This is a genomic window from Lactimicrobium sp. (genome assembly GCF_036453465.1).
In the GTDB taxonomy this organism is placed as follows: domain Bacteria; phylum Bacillota_I; class Bacilli_A; order Erysipelotrichales; family Erysipelotrichaceae; genus Bulleidia.
This window is the reverse complement of the sequence record NZ_JAZHUW010000009.1, coordinates 1-25,701: the sequence shown is the minus strand read 5'-3', so window position 1 is coordinate 25,701 and position 25,701 is coordinate 1. Positions and strand designations below refer to the sequence as shown.

At 46.7% G+C, this 25,701-nt stretch carries 21 protein-coding genes; 15 read left to right on the top strand and 6 right to left on the bottom strand.

Annotated features, from left to right (window positions below):
* The first annotated feature begins 134 nt into the window (after positions 1-134).
* Both SOI44_RS03670 and SOI44_RS03665 read left to right on the top strand, forming a co-directional pair.
* The gene (locus SOI44_RS03670; RefSeq protein ID WP_331347886.1) at positions 135-1,427 is read left to right on the top strand and encodes a PTS sugar transporter subunit IIC; all 1,293 of its coding nucleotides are present in this window, start codon (positions 135-137) and stop codon (positions 1,425-1,427) included.
* Positions 1,428-1,446: 19 nt separating this feature from the next.
* Positions 1,447-2,250, top strand: coding sequence for a ChbG/HpnK family deacetylase (locus SOI44_RS03665; RefSeq protein WP_331347885.1), 804 nt, complete (start codon positions 1,447-1,449; stop codon positions 2,248-2,250).
* A gap of 64 nt (positions 2,251-2,314) precedes the next feature.
* Here SOI44_RS03665 and SOI44_RS03660 read toward each other — a convergent pair whose 3' ends face one another.
* Together SOI44_RS03660 and SOI44_RS03655 are read right to left on the bottom strand one after the other, a co-directional pair.
* Complete coding sequence (locus tag SOI44_RS03660; RefSeq protein WP_331347884.1) at positions 2,315-3,370, bottom strand: ribonucleotide-diphosphate reductase subunit beta; 1,056 nt, start codon at positions 3,368-3,370, stop codon at positions 2,315-2,317.
* A 14-nt stretch (positions 3,371-3,384) separates the two neighbouring features.
* Positions 3,385-5,898, bottom strand: coding sequence for a ribonucleoside-diphosphate reductase subunit alpha (locus SOI44_RS03655; protein ID WP_442914578.1), 2,514 nt, complete (start codon positions 5,896-5,898; stop codon positions 3,385-3,387).
* A 197-nt stretch (positions 5,899-6,095) separates the two neighbouring features.
* Here SOI44_RS03655 and SOI44_RS03650 point away from each other — a divergent pair, with 197 nt between their 5' ends.
* Entirely contained in the window at positions 6,096-7,139 is a 1,044-nt protein-coding gene (locus SOI44_RS03650; protein WP_331347882.1) for a hypothetical protein, read from the top strand.
* A gap of 197 nt (positions 7,140-7,336) precedes the next feature.
* Here the strand turns inward: SOI44_RS03650 and SOI44_RS03645 are convergent, their stop codons facing one another.
* Entirely contained in the window at positions 7,337-8,722 is a 1,386-nt protein-coding gene (locus tag SOI44_RS03645) for a hypothetical protein (RefSeq protein WP_331347881.1), read from the bottom strand.
* A 194-nt stretch (positions 8,723-8,916) separates the two neighbouring features.
* Between SOI44_RS03645 and SOI44_RS03640 the strand changes: the two genes are divergently transcribed.
* Both SOI44_RS03640 and SOI44_RS03635 read left to right on the top strand, forming a co-directional pair.
* A complete protein-coding gene (locus SOI44_RS03640) occupies positions 8,917-9,687 on the top strand; it encodes a ZIP family metal transporter (protein WP_331347880.1) in 771 nt (256 codons plus the stop codon).
* A 63-nt stretch (positions 9,688-9,750) separates the two neighbouring features.
* Entirely contained in the window at positions 9,751-10,416 is a 666-nt protein-coding gene (locus SOI44_RS03635) for a CpXC domain-containing protein (RefSeq protein ID WP_331347879.1), read from the top strand.
* Positions 10,417-10,504: 88 nt separating this feature from the next.
* Here the strand turns inward: SOI44_RS03635 and SOI44_RS03630 are convergent, their stop codons facing one another.
* Positions 10,505-11,245: a DUF4230 domain-containing protein gene (locus tag SOI44_RS03630; RefSeq protein ID WP_331347878.1), complete on the bottom strand. Its 741-nt coding sequence runs from the start codon at positions 11,243-11,245 to the stop codon at positions 10,505-10,507.
* 156 nt (positions 11,246-11,401) lie between these two features.
* Positions 11,402-12,331, bottom strand: coding sequence for a hypothetical protein (locus tag SOI44_RS03625; RefSeq protein WP_331347877.1), 930 nt, complete (start codon positions 12,329-12,331; stop codon positions 11,402-11,404).
* A 129-nt stretch (positions 12,332-12,460) separates the two neighbouring features.
* Between SOI44_RS03625 and SOI44_RS03620 the strand changes: the two genes are divergently transcribed.
* From SOI44_RS03620 to SOI44_RS03575, 10 genes are all read left to right on the top strand, one after another.
* Positions 12,461-14,332: a GGDEF domain-containing protein gene (locus SOI44_RS03620; protein ID WP_331347876.1), complete on the top strand. Its 1,872-nt coding sequence runs from the start codon at positions 12,461-12,463 to the stop codon at positions 14,330-14,332.
* A gap of 413 nt (positions 14,333-14,745) precedes the next feature.
* Positions 14,746-15,159, top strand: coding sequence for a 30S ribosomal protein S12 (rpsL, locus tag SOI44_RS03615; RefSeq protein WP_331347875.1), 414 nt, complete (start codon positions 14,746-14,748; stop codon positions 15,157-15,159).
* Between the two features lie 20 nt (positions 15,160-15,179).
* Positions 15,180-15,650, top strand: coding sequence for a 30S ribosomal protein S7 (gene rpsG, locus SOI44_RS03610; RefSeq protein ID WP_108775632.1), 471 nt, complete (start codon positions 15,180-15,182; stop codon positions 15,648-15,650).
* A gap of 19 nt (positions 15,651-15,669) precedes the next feature.
* A complete protein-coding gene (gene fusA, locus SOI44_RS03605) occupies positions 15,670-17,748 on the top strand; it encodes an elongation factor G (RefSeq protein WP_331347874.1) in 2,079 nt (692 codons plus the stop codon).
* Positions 17,749-17,820: 72 nt separating this feature from the next.
* Positions 17,821-19,014 (top strand): elongation factor Tu, encoded by a 1,194-nt coding sequence (gene tuf / locus SOI44_RS03600; RefSeq protein WP_331347873.1) that lies wholly within the window; start codon positions 17,821-17,823, stop codon positions 19,012-19,014.
* Between the two features lie 107 nt (positions 19,015-19,121).
* On the top strand, positions 19,122-20,810 hold the full coding sequence (locus SOI44_RS03595; RefSeq protein ID WP_331347872.1) for a GspE/PulE family protein: 1,689 nt from the start codon (positions 19,122-19,124) through the stop codon (positions 20,808-20,810).
* Positions 20,807-21,898: a type IV pilus twitching motility protein PilT gene (locus SOI44_RS03590; RefSeq protein WP_331347871.1), complete on the top strand. Its 1,092-nt coding sequence runs from the start codon at positions 20,807-20,809 to the stop codon at positions 21,896-21,898. Before SOI44_RS03595 ends, SOI44_RS03590 begins: the two co-directional genes overlap by 4 nt.
* The gene (locus tag SOI44_RS03585; RefSeq protein ID WP_331347870.1) at positions 21,895-23,106 is read left to right on the top strand and encodes a type II secretion system F family protein; all 1,212 of its coding nucleotides are present in this window, start codon (positions 21,895-21,897) and stop codon (positions 23,104-23,106) included. Before SOI44_RS03590 ends, SOI44_RS03585 begins: the two co-directional genes overlap by 4 nt.
* A 190-nt stretch (positions 23,107-23,296) precedes the next feature.
* Positions 23,297-23,716: a type IV pilin protein gene (locus SOI44_RS03580; protein ID WP_331347869.1), complete on the top strand. Its 420-nt coding sequence runs from the start codon at positions 23,297-23,299 to the stop codon at positions 23,714-23,716.
* Positions 23,717-23,978: 262 nt separating this feature from the next.
* Positions 23,979-24,884 (top strand): hypothetical protein, encoded by a 906-nt coding sequence (locus tag SOI44_RS03575; RefSeq protein WP_331347868.1) that lies wholly within the window; start codon positions 23,979-23,981, stop codon positions 24,882-24,884.
* A 163-nt stretch (positions 24,885-25,047) separates the two neighbouring features.
* Here SOI44_RS03575 and SOI44_RS03570 read toward each other — a convergent pair whose 3' ends face one another.
* The gene (locus tag SOI44_RS03570; RefSeq protein WP_331347867.1) at positions 25,048-25,650 is read right to left on the bottom strand and encodes a hypothetical protein; all 603 of its coding nucleotides are present in this window, start codon (positions 25,648-25,650) and stop codon (positions 25,048-25,050) included.
* Positions 25,651-25,701 lie beyond the last annotated feature (51 nt).

Sequence of the window (25,701 nt, the reverse complement as noted above, 5' to 3'; positions counted from 1 at the left end):
GAATATTGGCAAGAAGTAAGCGCTTACTACACAGGCTATCCGGGGATTTTGATCAAATTCTTGAAAATAGCAGAGAAATCTGATTTCTTTTCAAATCAGGTGTGAATGAATTGTCATTCAAAGAGAGGATAGAGATGAGTACGAAGAAAAGTTTTACAGACCGTCTTGTGGATGCGTCGGCCAAGTTTGCCAATATTCGTTTTCTGCAGACGATCCAGCATGCATTTATGAGAATGCTGCCAATTACGATGATTGGCGGCTTTGCATCATTGTTCAAGGGAATCAGTATCGGCGGCTATCAGGCATGGCTGCAGTCAACACCGTTATACAGTGTGCTTGGTGCTATTTATACATTTACGGTTGGCTTGCTTGCCATCTATGTTGTTACACTGACTGCCTATGAATTTGCCAGTACTTATCATCTGGAAAAGAGCGGCGGGCTTGGTGTTGCGGTGATTGCTTTGGCATGTTTCTTGATTGTGACGCCATACACAGAAGCTGCAGATGCTTACAGCAGTGCAACGCTGCCAATGTCATGGCTTGGATCCTCCGGTATGTTTACGGCACTGATCATTGCCTTTGCGACTGGAGCAGTATTCAAGTTCTGTGAGAAAAAGAATCTGGCTGTCAAACTGCCGGATTCTGTACCGCCAAACATTGCCCTGCAGTTCACACTTCTCATTCCTGGCACCATTGCCATTATCCTGGCTGGCATTGTCAGAATGATCTTTGCCCTGACACCAATCGGATCTTTGCAGCAGGCAATCTATGCCGTTGTTTCTACACCTCTGCAGGCACTTGGCGCTAACATCTTTGGACTTTGGATTATTTATCTTGTTCTGTATCTCATGTGGTTCCTTGGCATTCATGGCGGCATGACGGTTGGCCCTGTCATTACACTTCTGTTCACACAGTTGCAGATGGAAAATCTGGCTGCCTATCAGGCTGGCCAGCCGCTTCCTCATATGGTTACTGGCAATGTGCTGAGTTATAGCAGCGGCTCTCTGCCATTGGTGATTGCGGCCCTGATCGTATGCAAATCGACTGCCAATCGTTCGATTACAAAACTTGGCTTCCTACCGTCACTGTTTGGCGTAGATGAGCCAATGTACTTTGGCTTCCCGATGATTCTCAATCCGATGTTCTTTATTCCATGGGTAATCGTCACCCCATCCATTGCTGTCTGGGGCACATGGCTGCTGCAGAAGGTTGGTTTGCTTGGCTATGCAACTGGTGCTACTGCAGGCTCGTTTGTACCATTCTTTGTCAGTAATCTTGTCTCTTATGGCATTCGTGGTTTAATCTGGGGCTGTATCTTCTTTGCACTGGATGTTGTGATCTACATTCCGTTTGTCAAAGCTTATGACAGGCAGATACAGAAGGAAGAAGCTGAGACATTAAAGGAAAAGGAAGAAGAGAAAGCGTAACTGCTTTGGGAGGTCTGAGATGAAACTGATTGCACAGTCAGATGACTATGGAATTACACCAGGATGTGCTGCCGGTGCACTTGCTGGAATTCGTCATGGGATTATTCGCAATACTGGGTTGTTTGCCAATATGCCATGGGCAAAGGAATGTGTGGATGAGATTCGTCCGTATTTATCTGACATTGCTTTTGGCATTGATCTGAATGCTTCTACGGGTCCTTCTTTGTTAGGACATGATGCGGTGCCTGCTTTAACACATGAAGATGATTCTTTCTATGGTTCACGTGAGAATCGAGCAATGGATAATGATGAAAACGGGCATGATCATCTTTCTGGTGCAGCGGATCAATTGGAAGCGGAGTTTAATGCACAGATCCAGATGTATATCAAACTGGTTGGACATGTTCCAGACTATGTTCATAACCATGCCTATGCCACAGCCACAACCATGGCTGTTTCTAAGAAACTTGCCGCAAAATATCACTGCATCTGGACAGATTCTGTGATGAAGAAAGAAAATGTGGCCAATGCCGGTATGGGGTGGTACCGCTATGGCGGGCCGGAAGAGCAGCTGAAGGAAGATATGATTTCTTATCTTGTGGAAGATAAGGGCGGTATGCTTGCCTCTGGGAAATTGTATGGCTATCTAGTATGTCATTGCGGCTATGCGGATGCACCGATCTTTGCCTTATCCAGCTTCAATACCTGCCGTGTGAAGGATCTGGAAGCTGTTACTTCTTCTGAAATCCTGAAATGGGTGAAGGATCATGGGATTGAGCTGATTACATTCCGTGATCTGCCGCGTGACTGGGAAGAGAAGTAAACATCATATGAAAAGGAAGCCGTGTATCAGGAATACTCCTGAACACCGCTTCCCTTTTTATCGATTACAGCTGATCCAGATCATCCTCAATGGCACTGCTCTTGGCATAGGCAGAGCTGCGTGCTTCAAAGAAGTCTGTCTTTACCTGGTTGGCATCGGCGTACTGGGATACCCATTTCATGGATTCCGGTTCTTCTTCCAGTCCCGGATACAGAGGCTTCAGATTGATGGATTTGAGTCTGAGGTTGCCAAGATACTTGATGTAGTCTTCTACCATCTGTTCATTCAGGCCCGGGATTTCATTGCCAATGACATATTTGCCCCATTCAATTTCCTGACGGACACCTTCATCGATCATGTCATAGATCATCTTTGTGTTTTCTTCAGTGAACAGCTGCGGTTCTTCATCCTGCAGAATGTGGATGATTTCCATGAACAGCCAGAGATGGGTGTTTTCATCACGGTTGATATAGCGGATCTCCTGGACGGAACCTGGCATCTTGCCGTTTCTGCCCAGGTTGTAGAAGAACATGAAGCCGGAGTAGAAATAGATGCCTTCCAGGATGAAGTTGGCAATGCATACCCGTAAGAAAGAACGCTTGTCCTGATTTGCCACAAATTCATTGTACAGATTGCCAATGAAGGTGTTTCTCTTCAACAGATGCTCATCTTCCTTCCACTGGTAGAGAATGTTGTCCCGTTCCATCGGTGAGCAGATCGTATCCAGCATATAGCTGTATGCCTGGCTGTGAATACATTCCTGAAAGGTCTGAATGGACAGACACAGGTTGATTTCATTGGCCGTGACATACTGGCTGATATTGGGCAGATTGGCAGACTGCAGAGAATCGAGATACACAAGGAAACTGAGAATCTTATCATAGGCAGTCCGCTCTGCCGGCAATAGATTTGGATAGTCAGACTTATCCGGATTCAGGCTGATCTCTTCTGGAATCCAGAAGTTGTTCATGGCATTGCGGTACCAGTCAGATACCCATGGATACTTCAGATTGTTGAAATCATTGATGTTGGTGGTATTGAAGTTCAGCAGTCTTCTGTCCCGTACTTCAATATCGCCATCGGGATTGAAAAGCGGTTTTCTTTGAATTTTCTCTGACATGATTTCTCTCCTTTTTAAGCTGAGCAGCTCTCACATTCCGCCGGGTCCAGAGAACGGGAACGTACGTAATAGATTGTCTTGACACCCAGCTGATCCGCCAGGATATACAGGTGTAATAACTGGCTCATCTTGTATTCATTGGTAATCCAGAGATTGAAACTCTGGGCCTGATCAATGTGGCGCTGTCTGATGGCTGCAGCTTTGACGGACCAGGTCTGATCAATCTCATGGGCATTCTTGTAATACCACCATGTTTTCGGTGAAAGATCCGGTGCCACTCTTGGCAGGATTGCGCCCTTCTTTTCTTCCAGATAGAACCGGTTCATGATCGGATCAAGACCGGCACTGGATCCCACCAGAATGGAAGTCGAAGAAGTAGGGGCAGTAGCCATCACATAGGCATTGCGCATACCATGTTTTCGTACTTCTTCTTTCAGCTTCTGCCATCTTTCACTCGTGTAATTTCTTCTTGTAAAGTATTCACCACTCTGCCATTCAGATCCCTCAAACAAAGAATAGCTGCCACGCTCTTTGGCTAGCTCATTGGAAGCTTTGATGGCGGCATAGCCAATATCTTCAAAGACTCTATCCGCAAATCTCAGATGTTCTTCAGATTCCCATTTGATCTGATGTTTTGCAAGCATGTGGTGATAACCGGAAATGCCAAGACCAACGGAGCGGTATTTCTGATTGGTCAGTTTGGCGGCAGGTACCGGATAGAAGTTGAGATCAATGACATTGTCCATCGCCCGGATGGCATCGGCAGTCACTGCTTCCAGCTCATCTTTATCATCCACATTGATATTGCCCAGGCACAAGGATGATAGGTTGCAAACCACGTAATTGCCAGGTTTTGTCGTTGTGACAATGATGTTCTCACCATTCTCTGTGGTAATGGTCTGTGAGACAATCTCAGATTCACTCATATTCTGGGCAATCTCAGTGCACAGGTTGGAGCAGTAGATCATGCCGGCATGCTTGTTGGGATTGGCTCTGTTGACCGCATCACGGAAGAAGGCAAACGGAGTGCCGGTTTCCACCGCAGAACGCAGGATTAATCTGACAATCTCTTTCAGTGATACCGTACGTTTACGGATTCTGGCATCATGGACACAATCCAGATACTTCTTTTCCCATTCTTCTCCCCAGCTGTCTTCCAGGGCATATCTTTTTACCATGAGAATCTCATGTGGATCCAAAAGATACCAGTTCTGGTTGAGGTTCTCACTTGCCATCTTCCAGAACAGATCCGGATAGCATACTGCCGGGAAGATATCATGTGCTTTCATGCGGTCATCGCCATTGTTTGTGCGCAATTGCAGGAATTCAGGCAGGTCCATGTGCCAGGCATCCAGATATACGGCGGCAGCACCTTGGCGTACACCAAGCTGATCTACGGCTACGGCCGTATCATTGATGACCCGGATCCAGCGGATCACACCGCCGGCAGCACCTTCAAACCCGCGGATACAGCCGCCTCTGGCCCTTACCTTTCCCAGGTACATACCCATGCCGCCGCCGAATTTTGATACTTCGGCAAAGTTGGAAATAGAGGCATAGATGCCATCCAGCGAATCCGGTACGGTATCAACGAAGCAACTGGACAGCTGATGGTATGGCTTACGCGCATTGGCAAGGGTAGGGGTTGCCATGGTCACCTTGTGCAGGCTCATCATGTCATAGAAACGTCTGACAATGGCCAGACGGTCCTGTTTCTCATTCATGCCTAAATGCATGGCGACACCCATGTACATCTCCTGCGGTGATTCCATCTTGACATGATTTCTTGTATGAATCACATAGCGGGATAACAGAAGATCAAGACCGGCCCAGGCAAACAGCTTGTCACGGTTATCATCCAGATAACCGGCAAGGGTATCAATGTCTTCCTTGGAATAGGCATCCAGAATGTAGGAGCCATAGTAGCCTTCTCTGGTTAACCAGACAATCTTGTCATAGAAACTGTGGATGCCAAGTTTCTTTTCTTCTCTGGCAAGAGAGACATGGTACTGATAGGCCAGCAGTCTGCCGGCAATCTTTTCCCACTTCGGCTCTTCTTTACTGGTAAGCTCTTCTGCACTGCGGGTTAATACTTCCATCCGTTCAGAAGAAGACAATACTTCCTTATCCATGGACTGAAACTTCAACAACAAACGTTTCAGATCATAGTCCAAAAAATCCTTCTGAATCTCAAACAACACATCATTCAGCTTCTCATCCCCTAATAAAGAAGAAAGCTGTAAACGTACCTCACGAGCCTCCGTCCGTTTCTGACGATACAGGATGTAAGCTTTTGCCACATCATAAAAGCCATCCTTCATCAGACTCTTTTCCACAGCATTCTGAATCTCTTCCACCGAAGCAGAATCACGGCCATTCAATTCCGTTTCTACAGAAGAAAGAATCTTACTGCCAAGTCCATCTGTATATTCCTGATGTACCTGCACAAATGCCTTGGATACGGCATTTGTGATTTTTTCCGGCTGATATGCCGTCACTGTCCCATTACGCTTGATTACCTGTTTCATGACCATTTCTCCAATTACTGCAACAGTAGCGGATCTTTGACTTTCCGGCAACAGATATGACCGGATCGAAGAGGTACGGAATCGAATTATATAAGATTATATAAGTAACAGAGAATTATATAAGATTATATATCTTGTAGAGAATTATATAAGATTATATAATTCTGATAGAAGTATACATTGCTGGAGGACTAAGAATGAGCTCAAATCCATATACTATTATTTTTGGAAAAGAACCAGCACAGATGATTGAAAGGCCGGTTCAACTGGATCAGATCATTTCGGATTTTACAGCGGAAGAGCCTTCTTCTCAGGCTTATGTCATCACCGGTGTCCGGGGATCTGGTAAGACCGTTTCCATGACCAGAATAGCAGAGGAGATGAGCCGGCGCAAAGACTGGATTGTACTGGATCTCAATCCAGAGGAAAAGATCGAAGAGCAGATTGCCGGCAAGCTGGCAAGTATTCCTTCGCTTAGTGTTCTTTTTACAAAGGCTGAAATCAATCTGTCTTTGCTTGGTTTTGGGGTTTCCCTGAAGTCTGCACCACCCATTTCTAATATCAATGCGGCAGTGGAAAGAATGCTTGCCGTGATCAAAAAAGAAGGAAAGCGTCTTCTCATTACGATTGATGAAGTCACGAACAATGAATATATCCGTGTCTTTGCCCATTCGTTCCAGTCCTATATTCGTGCTAAGGAGCCTGTCTTTCTGCTCATGACTGGTTTGTACGAGAATATCAGTTCCCTGCAGGATGAAAAGTCTTTGACCTTTCTGTACCGGACCCCAAAGGTGTTCCTGCGGCCGTTGAATCTTGCGGCAATTACTGCCAGTTATCAGAAAACGTTTGAAATCAGCAGCCAGAAGGCGCAGGAAATGGCTGTTTTGACTGGCGGCTATGCCTTTGCCTTCCAGGTGCTGGGATATCTCTGCTGGCAGAACAAACCGGAAAAGATTGAGGATATTCTTCCACAGTATGATCAGTATCTGCAGGAATACGTATATGAAAAGATCTGGTCAGAACTGTCTGCCAAAGATCAGTCTATTCTGCGGGTAATGGCTGAAGGCATTAAAGAAAACAAGACGATCAGAGAAAGACTTGGCATGTCCTCTGGACTGATGTCTGTCTATCGCAAAAGGCTGAAAGAAAAGGGCATCATTGATACACCTGCCAGAGGTCAGATGGTTATTATCCTGCCAAGATTCGATGCGTTTATCCAGATGATGCCGGAAGATGATTGAATGCTGAATCTAGGAAGAATATGAAACACAATACAGTATCAGATGGTGATATGAGGCCATCTTGATTGAACATGATTTCATCTGGCTGTATGACAAACGAAAATGGTATCCGGAATGTGGTGTAACAAAGCAGTGAAGAGGAAAAGAGGCTGTGCAGCAGGATGTTCTCCTGTACACAGTCTCTTTGCATATCTGGCTTATTGGAAATCTGCTGAGATTGTCGGTGTATCTATGTCGTTATAATCGCTGTCTTTGATTTCCAGGGTAATCTGGGCACTGGTGATACTGTTAGGATCGATATTATTGTCCTTGAGTGAATTGCCCAGGATTTCAATGTCGAGAATACCGCTGCTGCCGTTGGAAATGTCCTGGGAGAACATGATGTAATCAACCATATAATCACCAATGGACAGACTGTCATACTGATCTGTGACCATGATGTCCTTGCCGGAATTGTTCTGAACAAGGATCTCCCAGTGGCGCTCATCATTGTCATATTTGTCCTTGGTCAGTCCTTTGGAAATCATCGTGATGCCATTGCTGTTGTATACCTCATCACCAGACGTATCTGCCGATGCCTGCTCATCGGATACTGTCAGTGTCACATCATCCGGACCTGCCACGTAATCCCAGCCATCCATTAATGAAAGCTGGAAATCAATGGTACTGATGTGATCAAAGCCAATCACGTTCTGTTCATCTTCATCACTGACCATATTGCTTAGATTGATGGTGGACAGATATTTCTTGCCGGGAATGATATTGTCAGAACTCCAGATGCCGCTTGAAGTTTCTACGTTATTGATGGTGAAATAACCAGAGGAAAATTCTGCTGTATCAGAACCGTTGTTTTCAGCCAGCAGCATCAGAATCTGTTCGTTGTCCTGATTGGTAACGAGGGCTTCCTGAGATACGGTAACGCCGTTTTCATCAAAGATTTTCTGATCATCACTGTACTCCAGGGTATAGGATTTTCCGGCAATACCTGCTGCATTGTCCAGCAGTTCCTTCAAAGACCAGTCGGAATCTTTCTGATACGAATCAGACTTTGATGTCTTGATCTCAATGGGACCAGTGTATGTGTGATCATTGGAAGAACTATCTTCAATATCAAATCCCATCTGGATTGTGCCGATTTCATGAATGCCATATGCCTTCAGGCTGTCCAGGTCAAAGTAGGACTTTTCGACTGACTTTTTGCCTGCCTGAAGAGTGACATTAAACCAGCCGTCTTCAACCATCCAGCCGTTAATGGCATTGCAGCTGTAGCCAAGAGATCCGGTAGTGATGGAATATTCCTGATCCGCATTGTTCTCGACATTAAAAGTCAGGATCGCACGGGAAGAGTCAAACTCCAGACTGGATGCTGTAATCCTGATGCCGTTACTGTCATAAATGGTCTGCTCTTCAATGGTTGTGTCTGTCAGAAATGACTGATCCGACTTGTCTGATACATCTGATGCAGAACTGGATGCTTTTGGACTGGCACTGGCTGCTGTTCCCTTAGCACTGCAGCCTGCCAATACCAGCAGCAGCCCCATACTGATGGCGCTCAGGCGTCTTGAAACATGATCTTTCTTCATACTCTTTTTGATAATCTCCTTTGAAATGATGATTTGAATAAAAGATTCTGGAATCAACTTACAACTGTTCCCCCGGGGAACAGTCAAGCTGCACTTCATCATCTTCATGAAAGGAGCTGTAATATTCGCGAGGGTGTCTTAGTTTACAAAGCAAGTTCTGCAGGACATACTTACTGTTGTAAAAGGAGTTCTATATGAGTCATATTCTCATTGGTATATTGATACCGTTTCTTGGCACTTCCTTAGGTGCTGCGGTTGTGTTTCTGGTGAAGAAACAGATGAGTGAGAAGATGGGAAAGATCATGGAAGGCTTTGCGGCCGGGGTAATGGTCTCAGCAACTTTCTTCTCATTGTTACAGCCGGCGTTAAACCAGTCTGAAAGTCTTGGCAGGCTTGCCTTTCTGCCTGCTTCGATTGGATTCCTTGTTGGCATTGGTTTTCTGCTTCTGCTGGATCATGTCATCCCCCATATGCATATGGATGACAGTGTGGAAGGACCGGATGTCTCTTTAAAGCCAACCACCAAGCTGATTCTTGCCGTTACCATCCATAACATTCCGGAAGGCATGGCCGTAGGCGTTGTGTATGCCGGTTATCTGACTGGCAGTGTGTCTCTGGCTGCGGCGTTTGCTCTGGCAATTGGTATTGCCATCCAGAACTTTCCGGAAGGTACGGTTGTTTCGGCACCATTGCTGGCAGCGGGCATGAAGCGTTCAAAGACATTCTGGTATGGTGTATTGTCCGGTGCTGTGGAGCCGATTGCGGCTCTGTTTACCATCTGGGCAGCCGATCTTGTTGTGCCGATTCTGCCGTATTTACTGGCATTTGCGGCCGGCGCCATGCTGTATGTGGTCGTGGAAGAGCTGGTGCCCGAGATGTCAGAAGGAAAGCATTCCAACATTGGTACGATTTCCTTTGCCCTGGGCTTTGTGATCATGATGATCCTGGATGTCGCTCTTGGCTGAGCTTTGTTTTGCCTGTCGACGCCTGCCTTTGTTTCATGTATGATGTGGGCGGGAGAAAAGATCATGGAAAAAATCAAGAATGCATATACAACTAAGGTGACTTGCGGTGCCTGCGGCAAGGCATCAGACTTTACGGTTCATCAACTGATGGATACGCTGCAGGATCCCCAGGCTGCCAATCATATTCTGGATGGATCAGCGTTTTACTTCAGATGTCCGCATTGTGGTGAGATGACAGCTCTTTCTTATACATGTCTGTTTCATGATGGATCCAAGAAACTGCTGTATGCTTTGGCAGACAAGGATGAAGATGCGAAACGGTTTGAGCAGTTGTTTTCCGGTGAGAAGGAAGATGGCTTTCCGGATGCCGTACAGGCATGGATCAATACGTGTTCGTGCCGGATTGTAAGATCTGTACCGGATCTGCAGGAAAAGATCATTCTGGCCTATCTTGGCCTGGATGATCGGGTGATGGAGATGTGCAAGTATATTGCCACGGGCATCCTGCTGTCCTCCAAGCGCTTTGATAACATTGTGCACACCTGGTTCAATACCGATGGTGACAAGTGGGAGCTTGTTGTGGATGATGGCAAAGAGGATCTTGCCTATGCCGAGATGCCGAAGCAGATGTATGAGGACATGGAAAAACAGATGCCGGATCTCAAGAATGACAAGAGTTTTGTGGTGGATGAGGCCTGGGCTGCCCGCCATGCCGGTAAGCTGAGTTAAAAATCTTAAGATTGACTGCTGTGTGCTGGATGCGCACAGCTTTTTGTTTACCTGCAGTGAAAACAGGATAAAGATAATGATCGAGATATTATTCCAGTGGTTTCTGGGCAACTTGGATGTTGATCTTATATGCCGGGGAAACTCTTTCGATAATGGGCTGGAAGAGTTCGGTGGCAGAAAGTTTGGTGTAGCGGGCTGCCTTGTCAAAGCAGTCATCCTGGTTCAGTCTGTCAGACAGTTTCTCATTGGCGGTTGTTTCAAACTCTTTCTGCTGTTTTGCGTTCATTGTAATATTTCCAAAAGCCAGCCAGCCTCTTTCGGTATCACCGATGACGGTCTTGGTTGGATCAAAGGCAACGGTATGCAGTTCAGGATATGGAACATTGATGGTAATCGTGAAGTTGGTATCGTCCAGAACAACATCATCTGCTGTAATTTTTGAAAGATCGATCGTATATGTGCCAGTGCCATAAAGCGTCAGATTCTGTGTCTTTGAAAACAGGCCTAGCTTCATGAAGCCGGCATCGGTAATGGTGGAAGGTACAGACACTTCCTGCTCATCCACGATCAGTAATGTCTGCCGTTTGCATTCACCGAGAATCACATCCGCAAAGTCAGCGGCCTTGTAGCCGAAGATGCCGTTGTTCTCCAGAGTCAGATCATGCGTATCCACTGATGCCATGATCCGGAAATTGCGGTCAACGGAATCTTTTAGATTGTGGTAGGCATAGAATCCGCCGCCCACAATTGCCGCAATGACCACAATCTTGACAATCAGATTTCCTATTCTGCCTTTCCGGTTTGACCTGGCAACTGCCTTGTCGATCATCTTCTGCAGTTTCTCGTCATTCTACTTCTTATGTTCTTCTTCATTCATGATAAATCTCCCCATCCAATGCGTTCATGATAATACAGCAGGATTATTTTCCAAAGGACGAAAATAAAACAGCCTGAGTGCAGATGGTACTGCATCCAGGCTGTATCCTTATCTTCTTGTCTTCTTCTCTGCTTCTTCTTTATTGCTGGCTACCCATTCCAGCTCATATTCACCTGTGCATTCCAGTACGCCGCCGGCGGTGAGGTCAATACATTCCTCATTTTCATAATAGTCTTTGACTCTGCCAATGGAATCACGGATGTGCAGGCCGTCATCCTTGACTGCCTTTACCTTATAGATGCCAGGTTTCAAAGATCTTGGGATTTCATAGACACCCGGGGTGATGGTCAGTTCATTGTCATTGCGGATATAGATCAGGTGCTGCTGCTTGTTGTTGGCAGCGGCATTGACCTTACGGAAGAAACGCTCCCGCATGAAGAACAGATCCGCGTGCTTTACCTTATAGGTATAGGTATATTTCTTTGTCACTACCTGGATCTGGTCTGTTTCTCCCGTGTTGCGCTTGACAAAGCCCAGCCGGTGGCAGTTGATGAACTTCTCAGACAGGAAGTACAGGGCAACTTCACTTTCATACAGCATGCCCTTTACCTTCTGCACATCATTCCTTGCCGCATCTTCCGGTGCATCTGCCAGGTTGATGATATCTTTGCGCTGGATATCGGCAATGGAAGTTACGGCATTGGCAGTAGGAATCTCACTTTTTCTTACTGTCATCTCGGCTTCAATGGCATTGATGCAGTGCTCTCCCTCATGCATCATCACACGTGGCAGGGGATAGAACTTGGCAATGGCCGTGCCGGGATCATGTGTTTCCAGATAGGCATCCATGATCATATCGCGCAGGTTGGGATGGGCTGTCACCAGCTGCTGGAACAGATCGAACTGTACCGGCAGTCCATAGGACTGGATGATGGAACGGCAGTTCTTACAGACATGATGGCCATCCGCAAGCCGAATTGTTCTGCCAAAAAGACCGCCGTATTCTTTCAGGCAGAAATCACATACATTTTTAGCCATGGAAACACCTCCAGACTACATTATAACGGGTGCAGTCAAGCTTGAAAAGGAAACCGCAATGATTCGATGGGGATCCATCACAGCTGAAAGACTGTGCTATACTGAGAATACAGTAAATATATTCGGGCTATGCAGTATAAGGTTGCGTTTCTGACATTTGACTGGAATTACATGATGATGACCGGTCTTCTGAAGGGAATTCGAACACGTCTTGGCGTTGAAAAAGACGTGACTTTTTACGTGTTCAATGCGCTGGCACGCTATCTGGATGAAGAAATTGAAGAGGGCTCTCTGGAAATCTTCAACCTGTGCCGTCTTTCTGACTATGACGGCATCCTGATCCAGGGCAATGTTTCCTGGCCTGTGGAGCAGAGACAGCATATTGTCAATGCCGCCCATGCCCTTGGCATTCCGGTGATCTCGGTCAACTATCCTCTGGACAATGCGGTGTATGTCGGTACGGACAATTACACGGCCATGGCTGACATGACAGAACATGTGATTTCTGTGCATCATGCCAGAAAGATTTATTATGCCAGCGGCCGTGTGGATTCCCAGGAGTCAATCCAGCGGGAAAGAGGCTTTCTCGATACCTGTCATAAAGCAGGTATTGCGGGTGATGACTGCCGGGTTGTCAGCCATGGCTGGAATGAAGAAAATGGTGCTGCCGCGGCAAAGTACTGCCTGGAACATGAAATGCCCGATGCCCTTGTGTGTGCCAATGATACAGCAGCGCGCGGTGCTTTGAAATATTTTGAGAAACATGGCATTCAGGTGCCGCAGGATCTGATTGTGACAGGGTTTGATGGCCAGCCGGCGGGCTATGAGAAGAAGCCGGAAGTGACGACCATGGTCCGTGATTTTGAAAGAATCGGGGCGATGGCAGCCAGTACGATCATCAGTATGATGAAAGGTGAGAAGACACCGTCATGTGTCTATGTGCCGGCTCATCTGCATGTGAAGGATACCTGTGGATGTGAGCGGCCAAAGGAAGATACGGCTGCCTTGATCAATGCGTATGGCTGCCTGTTGTCAGAGGTACACCGCTTTCTGCGGGTGCAGTCGCATGATCTTCCTGGCATGGGCGCAGCGTCAAATCTGATTGATCTTGAAAAAGAGCTGGAAAAAGATGTCAGCCATGCCGGTCTGGATCATTTTGCTTTACTGCTGGATCAGAACTATCTGGAAAACTATGAAAATCCGGATGGCTGCCGCCATTACAGCCATACACTGTGTCTTGGTGCCTGGAGCCCGGCCGAAGATCATTCTCTGATTCCGGATCCTGTGGAGCATATCTATGCCCGCATCGATTCCGATCAGATTCTGCCAAAGGAACTGCTGCAGTTAAGCAACTTCTATCTGATCATGCCCCTGCGGCTGAACCATCTTTCTATTGGCATTGTCGTACTGCCAGAAATCCCGGACATCATGGAAAACGGCTTTCTGGCCATGTACCTGTCCATGATTGAAAATGCGCTGGAGAATGTGCGCCGCAAGACGGTTATGACCAAACGCAACCAGCAGCTGGATGATCTGTATATTCATGATTCGTTAACGGGCTTCTTTAACAGATTCGGTCTGGAGAAGTATGGCAATGTGCATTATGAAAAGACTTTATCTGACTGTGGAAAAGTATATGTTGCGTTTATTGATATTGACCGTATGAAGCAGATCAATGACAGATATGGCCACCGGGCTGGTGATGAAGCTATCTGTACAGCCAGCCGGATCATCCGTATGGCCGTGGATCAGAAGGCTTTCCTGATGCGCTATGGCGGCGATGAGTTTGTGGCAATCTGTCAGGCACCGGTCAAGGATGCCATTGAAGCAGTGTGTGCTTCTGTATTAAGTAAGGAAAAGACGCACCTGAAGGGATTGAGTGTGGGTGAGATCTGTGTACAGCAGCAGATGCCGCTGGATCAGGCCATTGCCAGGGCGGATGACTGCATGTACCGCGAGAAGCACAGTCATGATGGCCTGCTTGTGAATGCAGGCAGATAAGTATTCCTTATATTGATTGGTGATTGATATACACTTCTGTGAAAGCTCCTTGGAAAGGATGGAAACAGAATGATCGAAGAACCGCTGGATAAGCCGCTGCCATCAGCGAAGGCAGAAAGATCGCAGATGATCCAGGTGTAAAAGGATATGACAGCATTGATGCACTTAAAGATGCGCTGAAATAGTGAACGTAAATATTTGCGTTCATGGTGATTACTATATTAATAAGAAATGGGATGAGTTGGGAAGCGTTGGGAAGCTTTTGAAAAAAGTGCTTGACGCTGAGGAATAAAGCAAATAGAATAGTTTCGCTTAGTGAAAACGAGCTTTACGTGTGCGTAAAGCTTATATTTAGGCTAAGAGGCGGCACACTTGGTTGTGTGTGCATGAAACAAGATGGAAGGAGATTATAGATGCCTACAATAAACCAGTTGATACGCAAAGGGCGTACCGATAAAGTTTACAAGTCAAAGTCCCCGGCTCTGAACAGAGGTTTCAATACTCTGCACAGCCGTCCGACAAAGCTGAATTCCCCGCAGAAGAGAGGTGTCTGCACCCGTGTTGGTACAATGACACCGAAGAAGCCTAACTCTGCGCTTCGTAAGTATGCCCGTGTACGTCTTTCCAATGGTATGGAAGTGACTGCTTATATTCCGGGTGTTGGTCACAATCTGCAGGAGCATTCCGTGGTTATGATCAGAGGCGGCCGTGTCAAGGACCTGCCTGGTGTTCGTTATCACATTATCAGAGGCACACTGGACTGCGCTGGTGTTTCTGATCGGAATCAGAGCCGTTCTCTGTATGGTGCTAAGAAGCCGAAGAAGTAATAGATAGGAGAAGATAGAATATGCCAAGAAAAGGTTATGTAGCAAAGCGCGACGTACTGCCGGATCCGATCTATAACTCCAAGCTGGTCACAAAGCTGATCAACAGAATCATGCTGGATGGCAAGCGTGGTACGGCTCAGACAATTCTGTACGATGCATTTGCAGATATTGAGAAGAAGACGGGTGAGAACCCGATGGAAGTATTTGAGAAGGCTCTGGGCAATGTTATGCCGCAGCTGGAACTCAAGGTCCGCCGTGTTGGTGGTGCCAACTACCAGGTTCCGGTTGAAGTCAGCGCTGAAAGAAAGCTGACTCTTGGCCTTCGCTGGATCGTCAACTATGCTCGTCTGAGAAATGAGAAGACAATGGAGCAGAGACTGGCGAATGAGATCATGGATGCTGCCAATGGTACTGGTGCTTCCGTGAAGAAGAAGGAAGAGACACACAAGATGGCTGAGGCAAACAAGGCGTTTGCTCACTATCGCTGGTAATTGAGGGAAGGAGCTAAAAATGCCCAGAGAGTTTCCATTAAACAAGATTCGTAACATTGGCATCATGGCCCACATCGATGCTGGTAAGACAACAACTACTGAGCGTATCCTTTATTACACAGGTAAGATTCACAAGATCGGCGAGACACATGATGGTGCTTCGCAGATGGACTGGATGGCCCAGGAGCAGGAAAGAGGCATCACGATTACTTCGGCTGCGACAACCTGCCACTGGAAGGACTGCCAGATCAATATCATTGATACACCAGGCCACGTCGACTTCACTGCTGAGGTTGAGCGTTCTCTGCGTGTATTGGATGGTGCGGTAACAGTTCTTGACTCCAAGGCTGGTGTTGAGCCGCAGACTGAGACTGTCTGGAGACAGGCAACTGAGTACAAGGTTCCGCGTATCGTTTTCTCCAATAAGATGGATGCGACGGGTGCTGACTTTGACATGAGTGTCAAGTCCATCGGTGACCGTCTGGGTGCCAAGGCAGCTGCGATTCAGATGCCGGTTGGCAAGGAGAGCACATTCCGCGGCATTATCGACCTTGTTACGATGAAGGAAGAGATGTACGAGAATGACCTTGGTACAAATATCAAGGTTGAGGACATCGAACCGCAGTTCATTGACAAGGCCAAGGAAATGCGTCAGACCATGCTGGAGGCAATTGCCGACTATGATGATGATCTGATGATGAAGGTTCTGGAAGGTGAAGAGCCGACCGTTGAAGAGATCAAGGGTGCTATCCGTAAGGGTGTTCTGACTTCTGAGTTCTTCCCGGTTCTGTGCGGTTCTGCCTACAAGAACAAGGGCGTACAGATGCTGCTGGATGCCGTTGTTGACTATCTGCCTTCTCCGGTGGATGTCCCGGCTATTATCGGCCACAAGGAAGATGGCACAGAGGAAGACAGAAAGCCTTCCGATGATGAGCCGTTCAGTGCTCTGGCCTTCAAGATTGCGACTGACCCGTTCGTCGGCCGTCTGACTTACTTCAGAGTTTACTCTGGTACAGCAACTGCTGGCTCTTATGTGCTGAATGCATCCAAGGACAAGCGTGAGAGACTGGGCCGTATCGTGCGTATGCATGCCAACCACAGAAAGGATATTACTGAGGTTTATGCCGGTGATATCGCTGGTGCTGTTGGTCTGAAGTACACAGGTACAGGTGATACGCTGTGTGATGAAAATCATCCGATTATTCTTGAGTCCATGGTCTTCCCAGATCCGGTCATTCAGATGTCCGTTGAACCGAAGACAAAAGCTGACTCTCAGAAGATGGATGATGCTCTGGCTAAGCTGGCTGAAGAGGATCCTACTTTCAAGACATACACAGATGAAGAGACAGGTCAGACCATCATCGCTGGTGTTGGTGAGCTGCAGCTGGATATCATCATGGACCGTATGAGAAGAGAGTTCAAGGTTGAGGCTACGGCTGGTGCACCGCAGGTTGCTTATCGTGAAACCATCACCAAGGAAGCTGAGGTTGAAGGACGTTTCATCCGTCAGTCCGGTGGTCATGGTCAGTATGGTGATGTCTGGATTCGTTTCTCTCCGAACCCTGGCAAGGGCTTCGAGTTTGAGGATGCCACTGTTGGTGGATCTGTCCCGAAGGAATTCATCAAGCCTACTGAGCAGGGTCTTGAAGAAGCTCTGCCGAATGGTCTGGTAGCCGGTTATCCGGTTGTCGACATCAAGGCAGTTCTGTTCGATGGTTCCTATCACGATGTCGACTCTTCTGAGCAGGCATATAAGATCGCTGCATCTCTGGCCCTCAAGGAAGCTGCCAAGAAGTGCGGTCCGACTATTCTGGAGCCGATCATGTCTGTTGATATCACCGCACCGAGTGAGTACCTTGGTACGATCATGGGCGATGTCACAAAGAGACGTGGTCAGATCCGTGAGCAGGAAGAGACCGGCAATGCCATCAAGGTCAAGGCATTCATTCCGCTGGCATCCATGTTCGGCTATGTAACGGATCTGCGTTCGTTCACACAGGGCCGCGGCATCTATACGATGCAGATGGATCACTATGAGGAAGTGCCGAAGAACATTGCCAAGGAAATTATCGAGAAAAACAGCACTGCTTCTAAGTAATGATTGATTTTGAAAACTGTATAAATTAGAATACATACAGGCTGACTAAAAAACCAGGAGGATAAAAGTATTATGGCTAAGGAACATTTCGACCGTACGCTGGAACATGTCAACATCGGTACTATCGGCCACGTTGACCATGGTAAGACAACACTGACAGCTGCGATCACTAAGTATCTGTCCGAGCATCCGGAAGATGGCAAGGCCGTATTTGAGGCTTATGACAAGATCGACGGTGCACCGGAAGAGAAGGCTCGTGGTATTACGATTAATACTGCACACGTTGAATATCAGACAAAGAAGAGACACTATGCACATGTTGACTGCCCAGGTCATGCTGACTATGTCAAGAACATGATCACTGGTGCAGCTCAGATGGATGGCGCTATCCTCGTTGTTGCTGCTACTGATGGACCGATGCCTCAGACTCGTGAGCACATCCTGCTCGCCCGTCAGGTTGGTGTTCCGAAGATTGTCGTATTCCTGAACAAGTGCGACATGGTTGATGATGATGAGCTCATCGACCTGGTTGAGATGGAAGTTCGTGAACTTCTGAATGAGTATGGCTTCGATGGCGATAACTGCCCGGTTATCCGTGGTTCCGCTTATCAGGCTCTGCAGGGTGATCCGAAGTGGACACCGGCTATCAAGGAACTCCTTGATGCTGTTGACACCTATATTCCGGCTCCTGTTCATGAGTTCGACAAGCCGTTCCTGATGGCTATCGAGGATGTCTTCACAATCACTGGCCGTGGTACTGTTGCAACTGGCCGTGTTGAGCGTGGTAAGCTGAACATGAACGATGAAGTTGAGATCGTTGGTCTGAAGCCGACTATCAAGACTGTCGTTACTGGTATTGAAATGTTCAGAAAGACTCTGGATTATGCTCAGGCTGGTGACAACATCGGTGCTCTGCTCCGTGGTGTCAACCGTGACCAGGTTGAGCGTGGTCAGGTTCTGGCTAAGCCGGGTTCTGTTACTCCGCATACAGAGTTCAAGGCTCAGGTTTACGTTCTGACCAAGGAAGAGGGCGGCCGTCATACACCGTTCGTTTCCAACTACCGTCCGCAGTTCTATTTCAGAACAACTGACGTTACCGGTGTCATCACGCTGCCGGAAGGCACAGAAATGTGCATGCCGGGCGACAACGTCGAGATGACTGTCAACCTGCTGGCTCCGATCGCTATCGAAAAGGGAACACGTTTCTCCATTCGTGAGGGCGGCCGTACCGTTGGTTCCGGAAACATCACTGAAATCATTAAGTAAGTGATAACAAAGATGCCGAAAGGCATCTTTTTTTGTGGCTTTCTGGGTATCCTTCCTGTTTTGGTGTATATTCATATTGTACAATTGTCTAGGTTCGGGAGGGTTCCATGAAGAATAAAAGACTAGGTGAAATGCTGGTAGATGCCGGTGTATTGACAAATGAGCAGGTCAATAAAGCACTGGAACTGCAGAAGGGTACCGGCAAGCGTCTTGGCACGGTATTGATCGAAAATGGCTTTATTTCAGAATCACAGCTCATTGAGACACTGCGTATGCAGCTGGGCATTGAGTTTGTGAATCTCAACAAAGTCCAGATTGATCCGGCCATGGCCCAGGTTGTACCCCGCAACATTGCCCGTGCCTATCGTGTAGTACCGGTGAAGATCGAGAATAACCAGCTGTATCTTGCCATGGAAGATCCGCTGAACTTCCGTGCTCTGGAGGTTGTGCGTGAAGCAACCAGACGCAAGGTTGTGCCGATGATTGCTTATTCTAATGCCATCAGCCGTGCCCTGAGTGTTCTGTATGAGAACGAAGGCGCTGCCATGGCCATCAAGGAAATGAGTGAGGAAAGGGGCCTTACAATCGGTGCCGCTGCGGATGAGCGGGAAGTACAGGATGAAGCCTCGGCTGCTCCTACCGTCAAGCTTGTTAACAGTATTCTGGAAAGAGGCTTTGATGAAAAAGCCAGTGATATCCATGTGGAACCACACCAGGACAACATGGTGGTACGTATTCGTGTAGATGGCAGACTGCAGGAGATCCTGACCATTCCTTCGCAGCTGCAGTCTGCGGTCATTTCCCGTTTCAAGGTTATGGCCGGTATGAACATTACAGAGCGCAGAATTCCACAGGATGGCCGTGCCCAGTTCAGGCGGGCCAATGGCCAGAGCATTGATCTGCGTCTGAATACAATGCCAACGATCTTTGGTGAGAAAGTCGTCATCCGTATTCTGTGGCGTGATGCCACGACACTGACCAGAAAAGGCATCGGTATCACCGACCGTGACAATGCCAAGTTTGACCGTATTCTTCATAACTCCTCCGGCATGATTCTGATTGTCGGCCCGACTGGTTCTGGTAAGACCAGTACGATGTATACCATGATTCAGGAGCTGAATAAGCCTGACATCAACATGATTTCTCTGGAAGATCCGGTGGAGTATCAGATTGATGGGGTTACCCAGGTTGCCATCAATGAGAAGGTCGGCCTGACTTTTGCCAGTGCCCTGCGTGCATGTTTGAGACAGGACCCGGATGTCATCTGTGTCGGTGAGATCCGTGATGGTGAAACAGCAGAGATTGCCCTGCGTGCTGCTATGACCGGCCATCTTGTGCTTTCTACCATTCATACCGAGGATACAATCAGTGCCATTGACCGTTTGAGAGATCTTGGCATTGAGCCGTATCTGATTGCCTCAAGTGTCAGAGGTATCATTTCGCAGCGTCTGGTCAGACGCATCTGTCCAAACTGCCGCACCCAGGTACAGCCCGATCCGTATCTTTGTGATCTGGCTGGCATCAAGAATCCTTCCCAGTACAGGTTCTACAAGGGCAAGGGATGCCATATGTGCTTTGGCTCCGGCTATAAGGGCAGAACGGGTGTGTTTGAGATTCTGCCGATGAATGCAAAGATCCGTGAGGCTATTTCTGAGGGTAAGAACAGTACGGAACTGCGTAAGGTTATTGCATCGGAAGGCGACTTTGTGCCGATGATTGCCAATGCGCGTGATCTTGTGGAAAATGGTGTGACAACGCTGGATGAGGTTGTGCATCAGGTGGTGACGATCGAATGAGAAGTCTAAAAGAGCTTGTGAACTCAGCCAGGGAAAAGGGTGCTTCGGATATTCATATTGCGGCTGGTGTACCCATCAAGTTCCGCATTGACGGCAGCCTGGAGAATGCTGGTGATGAGATTGTTACGGATCAGGATTGTGACAGCTATGCAAAGCAGTTGGATCCGGATGGTTTTGCAAGAAGTGCAAAGATCGGAGAAAGTGACAGTGCCGGATTGATTGATGGAAACAGAGTCAGAATCAATCTGTATCGAACAGCCGGCAGTATGTCATTGGCCATTCGTTTGTTAGCAGATCATATTCCCAATCTGAAAGATCTTGGTTTACCGCCGGCAGTGGATACCTTTGCGTCCATGCAGAAGGGGCTTGTGCTGGTGACAGGTGAAACCGGCTCTGGCAAATCCACAACGCTGGCAGCGATTCTGGATCAGATCAATCACACCAGGAAAGAGCATATTATTACATTGGAAGATCCGATTGAGTATGTATATTCACCGGATCAGGCTTTGATCTCACAGCGTGAAATCGGCAGGGATACAGCTTCCTGGGCAGATGGCCTGAAGTCTATTCTGCGTGAGGATCCGGATATTATCCTGATTGGTGAGATGCGGGATGCCGCGGCGATGGAGATTGCACTGACTGCTGCAGAAACCGGCCATCTTGTGTTTTCTACCGTACATACCAATGGTGCCGTGGATACGATTGACCGTGTGGTATCGGTATTCCCGGCGGACAGGCAGCCGGAGATCCGGGTGCAGCTGGCAGCAGTATTGAAGGCTGTCCTGTCACAGCAGCTGCTTGTCAGGAAAGAAGGCCATGGCAGAGTGGCTGCCTGTGAGCTGATGATGGTCAATGCGGCCATCCGCAACCAGATCCGTGAAGGCAATACACCGCAGATGCAGTCTTCTCTGCTTTCTTCCAGGAATATTGGTTCGATCTCAATGGATAACTGTCTTCTGGATCTGAATCGAAAGGGTCTGATCAGTGCCCAGACAGCAGTAGAGAGTGCTGTGAATCAGGAATATGTGCGCAAGAGTACGGGCGGTGGTTTGTCCTATGGCTCTGCACACATGGGAGGATTGCGATGATTTCGTATAAATATACAGCCCAGTCAAGAGATGGCGCCAGGGTGTCCGGGGTACTGGAAGCAGTGGACGAGTATTCTGCAGTTGCCAGCATCAAGCAGGAATATCCGATTGTTCTCTCAATTTCTGAGGTGAAGCAGGGTGGATTAAGCGGCATCCTGAACAAGGAAATCAATACGAAGATTGATCACAAGGCACTGAGTGTCATGTGCTCACAGTTTTCGATTATTCTGAGTTCTGGTGTTGCGATTGATAAGGCGATCATGATGGTGGCGGAACAGACCAGGGATAAGAAGCTGAAGAAGATGCTGGTAAGCTCGGCCAAGGATGTGGCTCAGGGCTCAACCATGGCCGATGCCTTTTCCAAGAACTGTCCGCAGGTGCCGGTATTGTTTATTGAAACAATACGGGCAGGTGAACTCTCCGGTACCATTGACCATGCCTTTGCGACCCTGCAGGATTACTATGAGAAAAGCTACAAGGTCAGCCAGAAGATCAAACAGGCAATGTCCTATCCGATCTTTGTCATGGTCGTGGCTGTGATCGTCATTGCCATTGTCATGATCTTTGTCATGCCGACATTTATCTCTACATTCAATGATCTTGGCGGTGAACTGCCAACCATGACTGTAATTCTGATTCATATCTCTGACTTCTTTGCCAAGTGGTGGCCGATCATTCTGGCCATTATCCTGGCAGCCATTGTAGGTTTCAAGATCGGCACATCAACAGAAAAGGGAAGACTCTGGTGGGCAAAGCGCAAACTGACTTCCCCGATTACAGGCAATATCAATACCCTGCAGGGTGCTACCCAGTTTGCCTCAACCATGGCAGCATTGACGCAGGCAGGTATGACGGTCTCAGATTCATTGCGTATTACCGCAAAAGTCATGGACAACTATGCCCTGCAAAGAGATGTGGCCCCAATGGCGGAGAAAGTTGAAACCGGACATACACTGGGTGAAGTGATGAAGGAAAGCAAATACTTCCCGCAGGTACTGGATGAAATGACAGCCGTTGGTGAAGATACAGGTGAATTAGGCAAGACATTAACAACCATTGGTGACTACTACACCAATGAATACAACTATGCTGTACAGAAAGCCATTGGCAAGATTGAACCTACCATGTTGATCATCATGGCCTTCATTGCCGGCTTCATTGTCATTGCCCTCTATCTGCCGATGTTCACCATGTATAATTACATGTAGTCTGAAAACATCAGGTAAAATCGAAGAAAATCAAAACCATACAATCACAGTAAAGTATCTGAAAATATCACAAATTACTCAAAATATTTCGCACACGTGATTGAACGAAACTAGCCAAGATGCTAGCATAACAGTGAAGAATCTCTACCCGAAAAGGCAGGATTCCAACCAAAACAAGGAGAGGATTATCATGAACAATTCAAGAAAGAAAAAGGGCTTCACACTCGCTGAGCTGCTCATTGTTGTAGCAATTATCGCAGTTCTCGTCGCTATTTCCATTCCGATCTTCAAAAGCCAGCTGGAGAAGGCTAGAGAGGCTACTGACCTGGCTAACCTGAGAAGCGCTTATGCAGAGTGCTCTGCAGCTGTTCTGACAGAACAGGATACAGGCAACGCAAAGGTTTCTACTACCGATGGCTCCGCATCTGAAACAGTAACACTGACGCAGAAGAAAGACGGTTGGACAGGTACTAATAAGGAAGCAAAGATTGGTTCTTTCGCAGTTAGTGGTCTGACAACTACAACAGGAACAGCAACAGTTAAGATTACATCTGACGGAGAAGTTTCTATCACTGTCGGTAAAGCTCCGACACCTACAGCTAAGCCGTAAGCTGGGTGCATGATTCTAAAATATCATCACCTTAAAGGCACTCACCCTCATCACGAGGATGGGTGCTTTTTTTGTTTTGCTCAATAGTTATCTTGCACTGCAGGCTGGAACCAATGCACAAAACAGGTAACCTCAGGGCAAAAGCAGTGAGCCTGGGAGAACTGTGGGGCGGAAGCAGATGGGCGAGCACAGAATGGGTGCAATGCTTCAGATGCAAAGAAAACAAATCTGCTGATGAAATGTGACCTTCAAGTGTTAAGCTATGGTTGAACAAAACGTGGGGGATTTAATCATGGGAATATTTAGCAATATTTTCGGTAAGGACAAAAGCAAAGAAAAGATTCAGCCATATCACAATTCAAGTGACATCACAATTGGCGTTGGTCAAGATTCTGACGATACGACTGAATATAAAAAAGAATCAGTTGAAAGTGAGGAAGACATTTGTATTGCGATTCGTGACAATATCTGCAAAGTAAGGAAGCCAAAATATCAATTTGAAATCCGGCATCGTTCTTCTGACTATACAACGCTTGCATATAGAAATTCAGATATTGTACGTGTCAAATGGACTCCTATGTCAAAATGGCTGGCACTGCAGATTGGCAGCAGTGAACTTTATGATAAGTATGCCAACGATCCTATTTTTGCCGGCCAGGCAGATAAAGAAAAAATACAGTGGAAGGTGAACTGCACCAGTACAGATGACCTAGAAAGGTTGATGCCTATTATTCTAGATGTTTTTGATGATGTTGATCATTTCGAGGTCCATTTTGATTTGACGGATACTGAACAACTTTTTGTCAATGCTGCTGCAAGGGCAATGGCCGAAGTCACAGAGGATCCGGATAATATTTATCTTCAGAAAACGACAGAGCATATTTGTGTCATGTATAAGGGCTCAACCGGATGCATGGTTACTTTTAAGATTTATAAAAGAAAAAGCCACAGGCTATATGTAGATTCAAAGTATTATAAGTTCTTAAAGACCACTGGGCTCTATGTTGGTAACAAGAATAATTTTCATGACTATATCGAATTTACTGATCCAGAAGTCTTTAAAAGAATTAAACCGATTATCAAAGAAAAATACGATAATTTTAAGGAACATGAGAAAATGTATACCGATGCAGTAGAGCTAAGCTATTTACAGAACATAAAACTTTAGTATTAATGATAGTTGTCCTGCATTTGAGCTATGTTAGTGCCTGAAGAATACTTGATCAGCTGTTACTGAACTAGAAGTGCTGAATTTCTCTTAATTTTGAATAACATGATAGATGAGAATTCTTGGTAAACGGAGACTGTCACTTCAAATGCATAAAATAATGCTAGCGTTTTTTTCTGTTAATCCGATGATCTCTCAATTTTTTCCATATATTTCGAAGGGTGTTGATATCATTATCCGATAAATTTAATCCCTCTTTTAGCAAAATCTGATCGGTGTAATCTAAAGCAGACTCAATTCTGTTTTTCCTAATAAGCGAATCAATCTTAATAAAATCAAGTTTATCCGCATTGTTCATTGGTAAAAGTAATTTTCGCACTTCACCTGGCTCAAATGTCATGACACCTCCTCCATAGCTTCTTCCAGTCAACTCGCATTGTGCGAATGTGAATGAGTTGATAAAAGCTGCAGTAACACGTCTGCCGTCAACTCCGTTATTAAAACGGAGTTTATGCAATGTATCGGTATTTGTTGCATCAGTATTATTTAGAACTATTTTGGGATAAGAATTTATCTGCCGCAGCATAAATGCATCAGGATACCAGGCGGTTGGAACGATATACCATTGTTTTCTAATTCTGCATTTATAGCCTTTATTGAAATTTTGTGCTTCGCCATACCTGATGTATTTTTGATCTTCAATGGAAAGTTGGTCGAATGGCTTATCCGGGGGAAGAAATAAAAACATTTTTTTATTTTTGGGCATATTAACAAATCAGTGAATTTTAGCTCCTTGCATAGATGATAGTGTAATGAT